The following is a 14,339-nucleotide window of genomic DNA, read 5'->3' as shown; positions in this document are numbered from 1 at the left end:
ACCAGCGATGAGCGCCGAACCGATCATGGAGCCGGTCATGACGCAGGTGGACCCCATCGACCTGTTGATCGCGTTCGAAGAGGCGTCGGAGATGCCGATCCGGCCGCAGTACATCGAGGAGACGGGCATCGTGCCGCCTCAGCCGGACGAAGAACACAGCGACGGCATCGCGCAGCTGTTTCTCCAGTTCAACAGTGCGGGTTTCCCCCTGGCGGGATTCGGAATGGGCTTCCGTGTCGCCCACAAGGACGGTCGGACGCAGGCACTGGTCATCCCCGACTTCTACGTCCGCCGCCGCAGGGCGACCGAACTCGACGAGTCGTACCGCAAGACCCACAAGGGCTGGTATCCCATCGACATGATCACGCTGGTCGGCGAGGTCACCTCCACCAACCACGAGACCGACACCGGCCCCAAGCTGCGCACCTACGCGGCGACCGGCGTCCCTGTCTACGTCCTGATCAACCGCACCACCAGGACGGCCCACTGCTACACCGACCCGACGCCTGCCGGCGACCCCACCAAGGCGTACTACGGCAACGAGTCCAAGGTCCACCTCGGAGAGCCTCTCCCCCTCCCGGCCCCCTACCCCGCCGTGGACACGGCCCCGTTCCTGGAGAGCTGAGCCGGAGGCCCGCGTAACGAGTCGGTTGCCGCCGCAGCCACCCTTGACGCCCCCGCACCCCTCGGCCTACCTTCCTGTCACCGCAATAGGAAACTTTCCTAACAGTGGCCTCCGCGGGGACGCCGGACACGACCGGTCCCGCGGTGGTCACCGGTGGACTTCCCGGCGGCCGCGCTGGGAAGCTGGGCCGTTGAAAGGCAGGTGGCGACACACATGGCAGGATCCGCCGGTACGCCGGGCACCCCGCGCGTGCTGCGCGCCATGAACGACCGCGCCGCCCTCGATCTGCTCCTGGCGCACGGTCCGCTCAGCCGCACCCGTATCGGCAAGCTCACCGGCCTGTCGAAGCCCACCGCCTCACAACTGCTCGCCCGGCTGGAAGCCGCCGGCCTCGTCCTGATGACCGGCACCAGCGAGGGCCGCCCGGGCCCCAACGCCCAGCTCTACGTGGTCAATCCGGGCGCGGCCCACGTCGCGGGCCTCGACGTCACCCCCGAGCGCATCCACGCCGCCGTCGCCGACATCACCGGCAGGACGGTGGGCGAGTACGAGCTGCCGACGCCGGGCCGCCGCCCGGCACAGCCGGTGGTGCGGCAGGTCACCGACGCCCTCGACGGCGCGGTGAAGGCCGCCGGGCTCGCCGTCGCGGACGTGCACCGGGTCGTCATCGGCACCCCGGGCGCCTTCGACCCCACCACGGGCCGGCTGCGCTACGCCTCCCACCTGCCCGGCTGGCACTCCCCCACCCTGCTCGGCGAACTCGCCGCCGCCCTCCCGATGCCCGTCGAGTACGAGAACGACGTCAACCTCGTCGCCCTCGCCGAACAGCGCCTGGGCGCCGCCAGAGGCCACGACGACTTCGTCCTGCTGTGGAACGAGGCCGGTCTCGGCGCCGCGCTCGTCCTCGGCGGCCGACTGCACCGCGGCTGGACCGGCGGCGCGGGCGAGGTCGGCTTCCTGCCGGTGCCCGGCGCCCCCCTGGTCCGGCAGGTGACCAAGGCGAACAGCGGCGGCTTCCAGGAACTGGCCGGCTCGCAGGCCGTCCCCGAACTCGCCCGTGACCTCGGCGTCCAGGACGTGCCCGGCGGCCCGTACGCCGAGGTCGCCGCCACCCTCGTGGGCCTGGGCGCCGACAGCGCCACGGGCCCCCACCGCCGGCTGCTGGAGGCGTACGCGACCCGGCTCGCCACCGGTCTGGCCTCCCTCGTCTCCATGCTCGACCCCGAACTCGTCGTCCTCAGCGGCGCCTGCCTCACCGCCGGGGGCGAGCCGCTGAGGGCCCTGATCCAGGCCGAACTGGAGGAGCTGGCCGCGTCCCGGCCGCGCCTCGTCGTCGGCGACGTACGCGAACACCCCGTGCTGCGCGGCGCGTTGGAGAGCGCGCTCGCCGCCACCCGCGACGAGGTCTTCGACACCTCGCGCTGAGCACCGGCCGGGTTCCACCGCGGTTCCACTGCGGTTCCGCCCCGGACCCGGCACCCGGCCCCGGCCGCATCCACACCACGCCCGTCCCAGGGAGACCCCGTCATGCCCGAAGTCATGCCCGAAATCGCCAGAAGGACGGCTCTTGCCCTCGTCGCGTCGGCCGCCCTCCTCACCACCGCCTGCACGGGCCAGTCCTCCTCCGGCGCGAACGACGACGCGTCCGGGGAGACCACCGTCAACTTCTGGCACGCCTGGAGCGCGCCCGCCGAGACCAAGGCCGTGGGCGCGCTGATCGCGGGCTTCGAGAAGGCGCACCCCGACATCCACGTCAACGTCGTCGCCGACATGACCGACGACAAGATCAACCAGGCGCTGCGCACCGGCGGCGGCCGGGCCCCCGACGTCATCTCCTCCTTCACCACCAACAACGTCGGCAAGTTCTGCTCGTCGGGCGCCCTCGTCGATCTCAACCCCTTCTTCGAGAAGTCGGGCATCGATCCGGACACGACGTTCCCCAAGGCGATGAACGAGTACACCCAGTACGACGGCAACCGCTGCACCGCGCCGCTGCTGGGCGACGCGTACGGCCTCTACTACAACAAGACCGCCTTCCGGAAGGCGGGCATCACGCGCCCGCCCCGGACCTGGTCGGAGTTCGAGGCGGACGCGAAGAAGCTGACGATCCCCGACGGCGACGGTTTCAGACAGCTCGGGTTCATGCCGGACTACCACGGCTGGGAGACGACCACCGAGCACTACTTCGCGCAGTTCTCCCCGACGTACTTCGACGGGAACGGCAGGTCGAGACTGGCGAAGGACCCGGCCTTCAGGGCCGGTTTCGCCCTCCAGAAGCGGCTCGTGGACGAACTCGGCGGTTTCGGGAGGCTGGAGAGGTACCGCTCCCGGCTGGGCGACGAATGGGGTCCGAGGCACCCCTTCCACACGGGACAGGTCGCCATGCAGCTCGACGGGGAGTGGCGCCTGGGCATGGCCCTGGCCGCCGAGCCCGCCTTCGACATCGGGGTGGCCCCGCTGCCCGTCCCCGACGACCAGGCGGCCCGGTACGGCAAGGGCTACATCACCGGCACCGTCACCGGCATCGCCGCCACCAGCAGGAAGCAGAACGCGGCCTGGGAACTCGTGAAGTACATGACCACCGACACGGACGCGGTGGTCGGCTTCGCCAACGACATCCACAACGTGCCCTCCACGCTGGCCGCGCTGAAGTCCCCGAAACTGCGCTACGACCCGCGCTTCAAGACGTTCCTGGACATCGCCGCCGACCCGGGCTCGACGACGACACCGGCCTCCGTCAACGGCGGCCAGTACCTCGTGACCATCCAGCAGTTCGGCTACGACTACGAGAGCGGCAAGGCCAAGGACCTCACGGCCGGCCTGAAGAGCACGGCCGCGCAGATCGACACGGACATCGCGCAGGCGAAGCAGTGACGAGCACGCTCACCCTCGCGTCGAGACGCCGCCGGGCGGCCCTGCGCACCGCCGCCTTCATGTCACCCTGGCTGATCGGCTTCGCCGTCTTCTTCGCGTACCCGCTGATCTCCACGGTCTACTTCTCGTTCATGCACTACGACGGGTTCAGGCCGCCGACGTGGAGCGGGGCCAGGAACTGGACGTATGTGTTCGGGCACTACCCGCTGTTCTGGCCCGCGCTGCGCAACACCCTCTGGCTGGTCGTGGTCATGGTCGGCCTGCGGGTCGTCTTCGGGCTGGGTGTCGGGCTGCTCATCACGAAGATCAAGACGGGTACGGGCGTCTTCCGCACCCTCTTCTACCTGCCCTACCTGGCCCCGCCGGTGGCCGCGACGATGGCGTTCGCCTTCCTCCTCAACCCGGGCACCGGTCCGGTCGACTCGGTCCTCGGCCGGATCGGCCTCCCGGCCCCCGGCTGGTTCGACGACCCCGACTGGTCCAAGCCCGCCCTCACCCTGCTCGCCCTGTGGGGCGTGGGCGACCTGATGGTCATCTTCATGGCGGCGCTGCTGGACGTGCCGCGGGAGCAGTACGAGGCGGCGGAACTGGACGGGGCGTCGGCGTGGCAGCGGTTCCGCTACGTCACCCTCCCGAACATCTCACCGATCGTGATGTTCGCGGTGGTCACGGGAGTGATCCAGACCATGCAGTACTACACGCAGCCGCTGATCGCGGGAAAGGTGGCCTCGGGCGTCATCCAGGGCGCCGGTACGCAGTTCGAGCCGGGCTACCCCGACAAGTCCACGCTCACCCTGCCCCAGCTCGTCTACAACCTGGGCTTCCAGCGCTTCGACTACGGCTCCGCCTGTGTGGTCGCGCTCGTGCTCTTCGCCCTGTCGATGGTGTTCACCGCGTTCCTGATGCGCCGCCGGGGCGGCCTCAACCTGGCAGGTGACGGATCATGACCCAGGTACTCGCCCCGCCCGCGAAGGTGCCGACGACCGCCCCGCCGGCGCGGCGCGCCGCCCGCCGCAGAGCCGCCCTGGAGTGGATCGCGGTGCACGCCCTCGGCGTCGCCGCCGCCCTCTTCTTCACGCTGCCGTTCGTGTTCGTGTTCCTGACCTCGCTGATGAGTGACACCCAGGCGCTCAGCCGCGATCTGGTCCCGCACACATGGGAATGGGGCAACTACCGGACGGTCCTCGACACGCCCGGCTTCCTCACCTGGTGGCGGAACACGCTGCTCTACGCGGGCCTCGGCACCGTCCTGACCGTCGCGTCGTCGATCCCGGTCGCCTACGCGCTCGCCACGTTCCGCTTCCGGGGCCGCGGTCTCTCCCTCATGCTGGTGATCTCGATGATGATGCTGCCGCCGCAGGTGATCGTCATCCCGATGTACCTGTTCTGGGCGAAACAACTGGACCTGTCCGGCACGCTGTGGCCGCTGATCGTGCCGATGGCGTTCGGCGACGCGTTCTCCGTCTTCCTGCTGCGGCAGTTCCTGATGACGCTCCCGAGCGAGTACCTGGACGCGGCGAAGGTCGACGGCTGCGGTGAGCTGCGCACCCTCCTCAAGGTCGTGCTGCCCATGGCCAGACCGGGCATCGCCGCCGTCGCGCTCTTCCAGTTCTTCTACGCCTGGAACGACTACTTCGGCCCGCAGATCTACGCGTCCGAGAATCCTGGTGCCTGGACCCTGAGTTACGGGCTGGAGTCGTTCAAGGGCGCGCACCACACCGACTGGAACCTCACCATGGCCGCGACCGTGCTGGTCATGGCCCCCGTGATCCTCGTGTTCTTCTTCGCCCAGAAGGCGTTCGTCGAAGGCGTCACGCTCACCGGAGTGAAGGGTTAGCAACCGTGAAACTCACCGTGGTCGGCGGAGGGTCGACCTACACGCCCGAACTCGTCGACGGATTCGCCCGGCTCAGGGACACCCTGCCCGTGACGGAGCTGGTCCTCGTCGATCCCGCCGCCGAACGCCTGGAACTCGTGGGCGGGCTGGCCCGGCGCATCTTCGCCCGGCAGGGGCACGACGGCCGGATCGTCACGACCCACGACCTGGACGCGGGCGTCGAGGGCGCCGACGCCGTGCTGCTCCAGCTGCGCGTCGGCGGACAGGCCGCGCGCGAGCAGGACGAGACATGGCCGCTGGAGTGCGGCTGCGTCGGCCAGGAGACGACCGGCGCGGGCGGCCTCGCCAAGGCGCTGCGCACGGTGCCGGTGGTCCTCGGCATCGCCGAACGCGTCCGCCGCACCAACCCGAAGGCATGGATCATCGACTTCACCAACCCGGTCGGCATCGTCACCCGCGCCCTCCTGGCGGAGGGCCACCGCGCGGTCGGGCTGTGCAATGTGGCGATCGGCCTCCAGCGCAGGTTCGCCGACCTGCTCGGCCGGACGCCCGCCGACATCCACCTCGACCATGTGGGCCTCAATCACCTCACCTGGGAGACCGGTGTGCGGCTCGGCGGCCCCGAGGGCGAGGACGTCCTGCCCGAGCTGCTCGCCGAGCACGGCGAGGCGATCGCCGCCCGGCTGCGCCTGCCCGGTGCCCTCCTCACCCGGCTGGGCGTGGTCCCGTCCTACTACCTGCGCTACTACTACGCGCACGACGAGGTCGTCCGGGAGCTGCGCGGCAAGCCGTCGCGGGCCGCGGAGGTCGCCGCGATGGAGCGGCAGTTGCTCCGCATGTACGGCGACCCGGCGCTCGACGAGAAGCCGGCGCTGCTCGCCGAGCGGGGCGGCGCCTACTACTCGGAGGCGGCCGTCGACCTCGCCGCCTCGCTGCTGGGCGGCACCGGATCGCCGTACCAGGTGGTGAACACGTCCAACAAGGGCACGCTGCCCTTCCTGCCGGACGACGCGGTGATCGAGGTGCAGGCCGCCGTGGGAGGCCACGGGCCGACCCCGCTGCCGGTCCCCGCCGTGGACCCGCTGTACGCGGGGCTGATGGCGAACGTGACCGCGTACGAGGAGCTGGCCCTCCGGGCCGCGCTGCACGGCGGCCGCGAGCGGGTGTTCCGTGCGCTGCTCGCCCACCCCCTCATCGGGCAGTACGCGTACGCCGACGCCCTCACCGACCAGCTGATCGCGCACAACCGGGAGCACCTCGCGTGGGCCTGACCGGGGACGTCCTCGCCATCGACGCGGGCAACAGCAAGACCGACGTCGCCGTCGTCACCGCCCGCGGGGACGTCCTCGCCACCGCCCGCGGCGGCGGCTTCCGGCCGCCGGCGGTGGGAGTCGAGACGGCCGTGGACGCGCTGGAGGAGGTCGTGCGGCGGGCCCTCGCCGCGGCGGGGGCCGCCTCGGTCCGGCGCGTCTCCGCCTGTCTCGCCAATGCCGACCTGCCCGTGGAGGAGGAGCAGCTGACGGCCGCGCTGCACGCGCGGGCCTGGGGCACCACCACCGAGGTGCGCAACGACACCTTCGCCATCCTGCGCGCCGGTGTCGCCGAACCCCGCGGGGTCGCGGTGGTGTGCGGCGCCGGCATCAACTGCGTCGGCATGCGCCCCGACGGACGCACCGCCCGCTTCCCCGCGCTGGGCCGTATCTCCGGCGACTGGGGCGGCGGATGGGGCCTGGCCGAGGAGGCGCTGTGGTGGGCGGCCCGCGCGGAGGACGGTCGGGGCGGCCCCACGGCCCTGGCGGGCGCCCTGCCCGCGCACTTCGGGCTCGACTCGATGTACGCGCTCATCGAGGCGCTCCACCTGGAGCGGATAGAGCACGACCGGCGCCATGAGCTGACGCCGGTGCTGTTCGCCACGGCCGGGAGCGGCGATCCGGTGGCCCGCGCGATCGTCGACCGGCTCGCCGAGGAGGTGGTGGCCATGGCGGTGGTCGCGCTGGGCCGGCTGGACCTGCTCGCCGAGGAGACGCCGGTGCTCCTGGGTGGCGGCATCCTGGCCGCCCGCCATCCGCAACTGGACGACCGGGTGCGGGAACTGCTGGCCGCCCGCGCCCCCAAGGCGGTCCCCCGGGTGGTCACGGCCAGGCCGGTTCTCGGCGCGGCGCTCCTCGGCCTCGACCACGAACGCGCCCCGGCACCGGCCCACGCGCGCGTGCGGGCGTACTTCGAACACGGCTGACGGCGCCGGCCGCGGCGGGTGCGCGAGACGCCCGGAACCTCCCCACTCGTACGGGAACCGAACAGATCCCGACGACGTATTGATGAACAGGGGGTGGTGCGGGGAGGCTTGCGCCGCAGCGACGTCCGGAGGGGGGCACCGCGATCCGCAACAAGATCGCGTGCAGACCTGTGCGGATGCCGGCCCCGGCGGCGATACTTGCCGCCGTGCACCTGCGTCCGCACCACCCGTGCTCCGGGCGGAGGCGACCGACGGATGACCATGGGGGAGGTCAAGTGACAGAGCCGCAGCAGGGCGGAGCGCCACCGGCGTCGGCCGCCACGCCGGCCGGCGCGCCGGGGGCGGCACGGACCGCGGCGGGCACGGCCCCCGCGCCCCAGGGCGTCCCTGCCGCCCCGCCCCGCCGTACGGTCCTCGCCGAGGGCGCCGACCGACTGCGGGCCGCCGCCACCACCGAGCCGGGCCGGCTGCGCATCATCGGTGCCGTCCTCGCGGTGCTCGTCATCGCGTTCGGTGCCGTCACGGCCTGGCAGATGACCGAGCGGTCCACCGCAGCCGACGACGTCCTGCACAGCAGCCAGCCGCTCAGCGCCGGCGCCGCCGACATCTACCGCTCACTCGCCGACGCCAACACCACCGCCTCCAGCGGCTTCCTGGCGGGCGGTCAGGAGCCCCCCGCGACCACCCGGCGCTACGAGCGGGACATCCGGACCGCCGCCGCGGGGCTCGTCAGGGCCGCCGCCAGCGCCGATCCCGGCTCGCCGTCCGCCGACACCATCGCCCGGCTCAACACGCTGCTTCCGCGGTACAAGGGCCTCGTCGAGCGGGCCCGGGCCAACAACCGGCAGGGCTTCCCGGTGGGCGGCGCCTACCTGCGGGCCGCCAACGACACGATGCAGCGGCAGATGCTGCCGGCCGCCCAGAAGCTGTACAGCAACGAGAACCAGCGGCTGCGCGCCGACTACGCGGACGCGACCCCGTATCCCTGGCTCGCCATCGCCCTCGGTGTCCTCGCGCTGGCTGCCCTCGGCTGGGCCCAGCGCCGCCACTACCTGCGCACGAACCGGGTGCTCAACCGCGGCCTGGTGGCCGCCACCTCCGCCTGCGCGATCGTCCTGCTGTGGCTGGTCGCCGGCCACAGCCTCGCCCGCGCCGGGCTCGAGTCCTCCTACGCCCACGGGGTCCGCTCGCTGGACGTCCTGCACGACGCGCGCATCGCGTCCCTCAACGCCCGCGGCAACGAGAACCTGACGCTGGTCAGCCGCGGCGCCGAGACGAGGAAGCTGCCCGACGGTTCGGTCGAGGACGCCTACGACTACGCGTTCCAGCAGGACATGAAGACGCTCTCCGAGGGCCTCGGCAAGGCCGAGTCCCTCGCCGACGACCAGGCAGGCAGGCAGCCCGTCACGGCCGCCACCGGCAACATGAAGGTCTGGCAGCAGCGCCACGGGCAGGCGCGGGCCGCGGACGACGACGGCAACTACCAGGCGGCACTGGACAAGATCATCGGGTCCAGGGCGGACCAGCCCACCGGAGAGTGCTTCGACAGCGTGGACGCGAACCTGGCGAAGGCACTGGACCACGAGGAGAGCGAGTTCCGGCAGGCGGCGGGCGACGGCCTGGACGCGATGACCGGGCTCCCGGCGGGCGCGGCGGCCCTGGCGGTGATGGCTGCGGCGGGCTCGTTGCTGGGTATCGGGCGCAGGCTTTCGGAGTACCGGTGAGAGGGGGAGCGGCGATGGTCGCGCGACGCCTGAGGACGAGCCTGAAGGGCTGGGGCGGTGTGGGTGCGATGCTCCTCGCCTGCCTGCTCGCCGTGGCCTTGGTGCTGCTGCTGCCGCTGGCCCGCCCGAGCGGGGACGGATCCACGGGCACCGGCGGCCCGGGCCTCGCCGAGGGCACCCAGGCCAAGGCCGGCTCCTGCGACGACCACCCCGAGCGGCTGAGCCCCCCGCCGTCCGGCGACGAGAGCGGCCCGGCGGTCACAGCCATCACCAAGCGCGGCTATCTGTCGGTGGGCGTCGACCAGAACAGCTACCGCTGGGGCTACCGCGACCCCAACAGCCCCGGCAGCGACCTGGAGGGCTTCGACATCGACCTCGCCCACGAGATCGCACAGCAGATCCTCGGCGACGCGAAGGCCGTCCGCTTCCACGCCATTCCCACCAACCAGCGCATCCCGGCCATCAAAAGTGGGCAGGTGGACATGGTGGTGCGCACCATGACGATCACCTGCGACCGGCTGAAGGAAGTCGCCTTCTCCGACCCGTACTTCACGACCGGGCAGCAGGTCCTGGCCCCCAAGTCGTCCGGCATCACGGGGTACGACCGCTCCCTCGCCGGCCGCAGGATCTGCTCGGCCGAGGGCTCCACGGCCAACACCAAGCTGACGGACGACAAGAGGTCCGGCCGGCTCCCGGCGTCCGCGGACATCTCCACCACCGTCCCCAACCAGCTCGACTGCCTGGTCAAGTTGCAGCTGGGCGAGGTCGACGCGGTCGTGACCGACGGCGCCCTCGCCGCGAGCCAGGCGGCCCAGGACCCGACGGTCGAACTCAAGGGAAAGCCCTTCACGACCGAGTACTACGGGGTGGCGATGAACAGGCAGGCGGGCGATCTGGTGCGCCGGGTCAACCAGGTGCTCGTGGACTACCGCAGGAGCGGCTGGCAGGACTCGTACGCCAAGTGGCTGTCCTCGACGCTGGGCACGGACCCGGCGTCGTCGCGGCCGCCGTCCTGATCACAGGCGCAACCGACCTGATACCACTGGAGAGTCAGCCCGGCGCACCGGACACGCGCACCGGGAACGACGAGAGCGAGAGGTGATCGATGGGCGTCACGGGACCCACCGGGCCGGTACTGGACCGGGACGAGGTGGACCGTGCGCTGGCGCGGCTCGGCGCGGAGCACGAGGCCGTGGAGACCTCGCTCCTCGCCCTGCAGGACCACGCGGGCCGCAGACTCCTCGAAGGCGCCGAGCTGACGGGCGTCACCAAGGAGCGCTGGACGTCGACCGAGGCGTCGATCACCCTGCTGTGGGCGTACTTCGACGCCTACACGGACGCCCTGCGCACCGCGCGCGAGGTCCGCGCCCGCCGGCGCTGGTCCAGCCGCGAGGACCTGGTCGAGCTGACCGAGCTGCTGCGCGGTGCGAGCGTCACGGTCGCGGGCAGCACCACCGCCACGGCGAACGCGCCGACGATGGCGGGCGCCGGCAGGCTCAGCGAGCAGTTCACGCTGGCGCAGCTCGTGGAGCGGATGAACGAGCTGTACGCGTCCTCCCTCGACATGGTCGTCGCCGCCGACGCGGTGTGGTCGGCGCTGCCCGCCCGGATCGATTTACTGGCCGCGGAACTGCAGCGCACCCGCCGGCTCGCGCACTCCGTGGGCGTGCGGCCCGGCGAGCATCCGGCGGGCGACGACCTGGAGCGGATCACCCGCACCCTGACCGCGCTGCGCGAGCAGGTGGTCTCCGACCCGCTCGCCTTCTGGGTGCCCGCGCAGGGAAGTTCGGCGCCCGGCGGCGGCCGCCCCGACACCACCGTCTACGACCGTGAGGCGCGCGCCCTGGAGGACGTGCGCCGGGAGATCGACGCCGTGCTCACCGTCCGGCAGGACGCGGAGCAGCGGCTCATCAGGCTGCGCGACGTCCTCAGCCGCGCGGACCGCACGCTCGCCGAGGCGCGCACCGCCCGCGGCGAGGTGCTCGCCAAGATCGCCGCCACGGAGGTGCCGGTCGTCAGCGGCCCGCCGACCGCGTTGCAGGAGCAGCTGGCGACGGCCGCCGAGTACCGCAGACACGCCCAGTGGCACCGCCTCTCACCGCTCCTGGAGTCCCTGGAGCAGAAGGCGGAGGACGAACTGCTGCGCGCCCGCGAGTCGTTGACGGCGGTCACGGCGCCCCTGGCGGTCCGCGCGGAACTGCGCGGCCGTCTCGACGCGTACAAGGCCAAGGTGGCCCGGCACGGTCTGGCGGAGGACCCGCTGCTGGTCGAGCGGTACGACGCGGCCCGCCGCATGCTGTGGAGCGCCCCCTGCGACCTCAGGGTCGCCGAGCAGGCGGTGCTGCGCTACCAGCGGGCGGCCGCGGAGCTGCTCGGCTCCCGCGTTCCCGAGCAGAGCGGGCCGGCCGACCGGAGGGGGGAACCATGAGCCAGGAGGGACAGAAGTGCCAACGGCCCGGATGTGACGGGTCGTACGAGGACATGGGCGGCGGCGAGCTGTACTGCGACACGTGCGGTCTGGCCCCGGTCGTCGCGGTGCGGGACACGGCCGGCCCGGCGGCCGCGGGGATCACCTCGGGCAAGGGCTCGCACGGTTCCGGCAGCGGCAGCTCGCGCGCCAGTTCCCGCACGTCCTCCCGGTTGTCCCGGTCGTCCCGGTCGTCCCAGTCCCGGCGCTCGGTGTCGGGCCGGCTGTCGGGGAAGTCCACCGGCCGCTCGGTGTCCGTGCGCAGCTCCGGCATGTCGTCCTCCGGTTCCGGGCGCAGCCGGCTCGGCCTGGGCCTGGTGCGGGTCCCGGACGTGCCGCGGCCCGATCCGCGGGCGATGGTGCTGGAGAACCCCGAGGTACCCGAGCGCAAGCGGTTCTGCTCGCGCTCCGACTGCGGTGCGCCGGTGGGGCGGGAGCGCGGCGACCGGCCGGGGCGCACCGAGGGGTTCTGCACCAAGTGCGGGCACCCGTACTCGTTCGTGCCCAAGCTGCGCGCCGGGGACGTCGTGCACGGCCAGTACGAGGTCGTGGGCTGCCTCGCGCACGGCGGTCTCGGCTGGATCTACCTGGCGGTGGACCGCGCCGTCGCCGACCGGTGGGTGGTCCTCAAGGGCCTGCTGGACACCGGCGACCAGGACGCGATGGCCGCGGCGATCTCCGAGCGGCGCTTCCTCGCGGAGATCGAGCACGCCAACATCGTGCGCATCTACAACTTCGTCGAGCACCTCGACCAGCGCACCGGCTCCCTCGACGGCTACATCGTGATGGAGTACGTCGGCGGCAAGTCCCTGAAGGAGATTGCCAACTCACGCCGTGCACCGGACGGCAGGCGCGATCCGCTGCCGGTGGAGCAGGCGTGCGCGTACGGCATCGAGGCGCTGGAGGCGCTCGGCCATCTGCACAGCCGCAACCTGCTGTACTGCGACTTCAAGGTGGACAACGCGATCCAGACCGAGGACCAGCTCAAGCTGATCGACATGGGCGCCGTGCGCAGGGCGGACGACGAGGAGTCGGCCATCTACGGCACGGTGGGCTACCAGGCGCCGGAGGTCTCCGAGGTGGGCCCGTCGGTGGCGAGCGACCTCTACACGGTCGCCCGCACCCTCGCGGTGCTCACCTTCGACTTCCAGGGCTACACGACCGTCTTCGCGGACTCCCTGCCCGACCCGGACGGCATCGAGGTCTTCCGCCGGTACGAGTCCTTCTACCGCCTGCTGGTGCGGGCCACCGACCCGGACCCGGCCCGCCGGTTCGCGTCCGCGCAGGAGATGTCGGAGCAGCTGACCGGAGTGCTGCGCGAGGTCGTCGCGCTCCAGACGAACCACCCACGGCCCGCGCTGTCGACGCTGTTCGGCCCCGAACTCAAGGTGACCGACACCGAGTTGTTCGCGAAGCCGACGCAGGACGTGTCGCGGCTGGGGTCGCGCGCGGTGCGGACGAGGAGCAGGGCCGTCGCCGCCCGCTCCGGCGCGGCGGCCGGCGCGGCGCCGGGGCGTGCGGTGCCGGGGCGCGCGGTGCCGGGCGGCGCGGCCGTGCGCTCCGGCGCGGCCCCCGCGCTGCCGGCCCGCGCGGACGCCCACGCCTCCGGTGCCGGTGCCGGTGCCGGGCTCGTCAAACCGCTCGACACCGCCGCCGCCGCGCTCGCCCTGCCGGTGCCCCTGGTGGACCCGGGCGATCCCAACGCAGGTTTCCTGGCCGGTCTGATGGCCTCCGCGCCGGCGGAGCTGATCGCCGCGCTGCAGACGGCACCGGCGCCCTCCCCGGAGCTGCGGCTGCGCGAGCTGCGGGCCCGGCTGGAGATGGGCGGGACGGACGCCGCGGGGCGGGTCCTCGACGCACTGGAGGCGGACCACCCCGACGACTGGCGGGTCGTCTGGTACCGCGGCGTCACCGCCCTGGCCACCGGCGACCACGAGGCCGCCGCGCTCTCCTTCGACGCGGTCTACGACGCCTTCCCCGGCGAACCCGCCCCCAAGCTGGCCCTCGGGCTGTGCGCGGAGGTCCTCGGCCAGCTCGACAACGCGGCCGAGTACTACGGCCTCGTCTGGAGCACCGACCCCAGCTATGTCAGTTCGGCGTTCGGCCTGGCCCGGGTCCAGCTCGCCGCCGGTGACCGCCGTGGCGCCGTACGGACCCTGGAGTCCGTGCCGGAGGCGTCCATCCACTACACGGCCGCCCGCGTCGCCGCCGTACGGGCGCGGCTGCGGCAGGGCGCGGACCAGAGCCCGGAACCGGGCTTCCTGGACGACCTCGTGGCCGCCGCGGGGCAGGTCCAGGCGCTGGAGGCGTACGGCCTGGACGCCGTGCGGCGCGAGCAGTTGTCCACAGAGGTCCTCGGCCGAGCCCTGGACTGGGTACTCTCCGGTAGCCAGGGGTCGTCGCCGGGCGCGGGGGCGGCCGGACGGGCGCTGCTCGGCAGCGAGCTGCACGAGCGCGGCCTCCGTTTCGGCCTGGAGCGCTCGTACCGGACGCTGGCCAGGCTCGCGCAGGGCAGCGAGGAGAGGATCGACCTGGTGGAACGTGCCAACCGTTACCGCCCCCGGACGTGGGTGTGA

At 72.4% G+C, this 14,339-nt stretch carries 11 protein-coding genes; all 11 read left to right on the top strand.

Going from position 1 to position 14,339, the window contains the following annotated elements; translation table 11 throughout:
* Positions 1-7 precede the first annotated feature (7 nt).
* The 11 genes from ACFYMU_RS29915 to ACFYMU_RS29865 all read left to right on the top strand — a co-directional run bounded on the left by ACFYMU_RS29915 (position 8) and on the right by ACFYMU_RS29865 (position 14,339).
* A complete protein-coding gene (locus tag ACFYMU_RS29915) occupies positions 8-625 on the top strand; it encodes a Uma2 family endonuclease (RefSeq protein ID WP_388379754.1) in 618 nt (205 codons plus the stop codon).
* A 213-nt stretch (positions 626-838) separates the two neighbouring features.
* Positions 839-2,050 (top strand): ROK family transcriptional regulator, encoded by a 1,212-nt coding sequence (locus ACFYMU_RS29910; protein ID WP_388379752.1) that lies wholly within the window; start codon positions 839-841, stop codon positions 2,048-2,050.
* Between the two features lie 114 nt (positions 2,051-2,164).
* Positions 2,165-3,499 (top strand): ABC transporter substrate-binding protein, encoded by a 1,335-nt coding sequence (locus ACFYMU_RS29905; protein WP_388379853.1) that lies wholly within the window; start codon positions 2,165-2,167, stop codon positions 3,497-3,499.
* A gap of 59 nt (positions 3,500-3,558) precedes the next feature.
* Entirely contained in the window at positions 3,559-4,446 is an 888-nt protein-coding gene (locus ACFYMU_RS29900) for a carbohydrate ABC transporter permease (RefSeq protein ID WP_388379851.1), read from the top strand.
* Positions 4,443-5,336: a carbohydrate ABC transporter permease gene (locus ACFYMU_RS29895; RefSeq protein ID WP_388379749.1), complete on the top strand. Its 894-nt coding sequence runs from the start codon at positions 4,443-4,445 to the stop codon at positions 5,334-5,336. The genes ACFYMU_RS29900 and ACFYMU_RS29895 overlap by 4 nt, the downstream gene beginning before the upstream one ends.
* Positions 5,337-5,341: 5 nt before the next feature.
* Positions 5,342-6,607, top strand: coding sequence for a 6-phospho-beta-glucosidase (locus ACFYMU_RS29890; RefSeq protein ID WP_388379746.1), 1,266 nt, complete (start codon positions 5,342-5,344; stop codon positions 6,605-6,607).
* Positions 6,598-7,572, top strand: coding sequence for an N-acetylglucosamine kinase (locus tag ACFYMU_RS29885; RefSeq protein WP_388379744.1), 975 nt, complete (start codon positions 6,598-6,600; stop codon positions 7,570-7,572). The genes ACFYMU_RS29890 and ACFYMU_RS29885 overlap by 10 nt, the downstream gene beginning before the upstream one ends.
* A gap of 275 nt (positions 7,573-7,847) precedes the next feature.
* Entirely contained in the window at positions 7,848-9,296 is a 1,449-nt protein-coding gene (locus ACFYMU_RS29880; RefSeq protein WP_388379741.1) for a hypothetical protein, read from the top strand.
* 14 nt (positions 9,297-9,310) lie between these two features.
* Positions 9,311-10,312 carry a glutamate ABC transporter substrate-binding protein gene (locus ACFYMU_RS29875; protein WP_388379739.1) on the top strand — a complete coding sequence of 334 codons (1,002 nt, stop codon included), beginning with the start codon at positions 9,311-9,313 and terminating at the stop codon, positions 10,310-10,312.
* A gap of 89 nt (positions 10,313-10,401) precedes the next feature.
* Complete coding sequence (locus tag ACFYMU_RS29870) at positions 10,402-11,724, top strand: hypothetical protein (RefSeq protein WP_388379736.1); 1,323 nt, start codon at positions 10,402-10,404, stop codon at positions 11,722-11,724.
* The gene (locus ACFYMU_RS29865) at positions 11,721-14,339 is read left to right on the top strand and encodes a tetratricopeptide repeat protein (RefSeq protein WP_388379733.1); all 2,619 of its coding nucleotides are present in this window, start codon (positions 11,721-11,723) and stop codon (positions 14,337-14,339) included. The genes ACFYMU_RS29870 and ACFYMU_RS29865 overlap by 4 nt, the downstream gene beginning before the upstream one ends.

The organism is Streptomyces sp. NPDC007264 (genome assembly GCF_042869095.1).
Lineage (GTDB): Bacteria > Actinomycetota > Actinomycetes > Streptomycetales > Streptomycetaceae > Streptomyces.
Note: the sequence above shows the minus strand (reverse complement) of the source record. Positions and strands in the feature narration are given on the sequence as shown.

Excerpts from the sequence above, each read along its gene's own strand:
- ACFYMU_RS29865 (WP_388379733.1), top strand. The coding sequence starts at position 11,721 with ATGAGCCAGGAGGGACAGAAGTGCCAACGGCCCGGATGTGACGGGTCG.
- ACFYMU_RS29875 (WP_388379739.1), top strand. The coding sequence starts at position 9,311 with ATGGTCGCGCGACGCCTGAGGACGAGCCTGAAGGGCTGGGGCGGTGTG.
- ACFYMU_RS29915 (WP_388379754.1), top strand. The coding sequence starts at position 8 with ATGAGCGCCGAACCGATCATGGAGCCGGTCATGACGCAGGTGGACCCC.
- ACFYMU_RS29895 (WP_388379749.1), top strand. The coding sequence starts at position 4,443 with ATGACCCAGGTACTCGCCCCGCCCGCGAAGGTGCCGACGACCGCCCCG.
- ACFYMU_RS29905 (WP_388379853.1), top strand. The coding sequence starts at position 2,165 with ATGCCCGAAATCGCCAGAAGGACGGCTCTTGCCCTCGTCGCGTCGGCC.
- ACFYMU_RS29900 (WP_388379851.1), top strand. The coding sequence starts at position 3,559 with ATGTCACCCTGGCTGATCGGCTTCGCCGTCTTCTTCGCGTACCCGCTG.
- ACFYMU_RS29870 (WP_388379736.1), top strand. The coding sequence starts at position 10,402 with ATGGGCGTCACGGGACCCACCGGGCCGGTACTGGACCGGGACGAGGTG.
- ACFYMU_RS29910 (WP_388379752.1), top strand. The coding sequence starts at position 839 with ATGGCAGGATCCGCCGGTACGCCGGGCACCCCGCGCGTGCTGCGCGCC.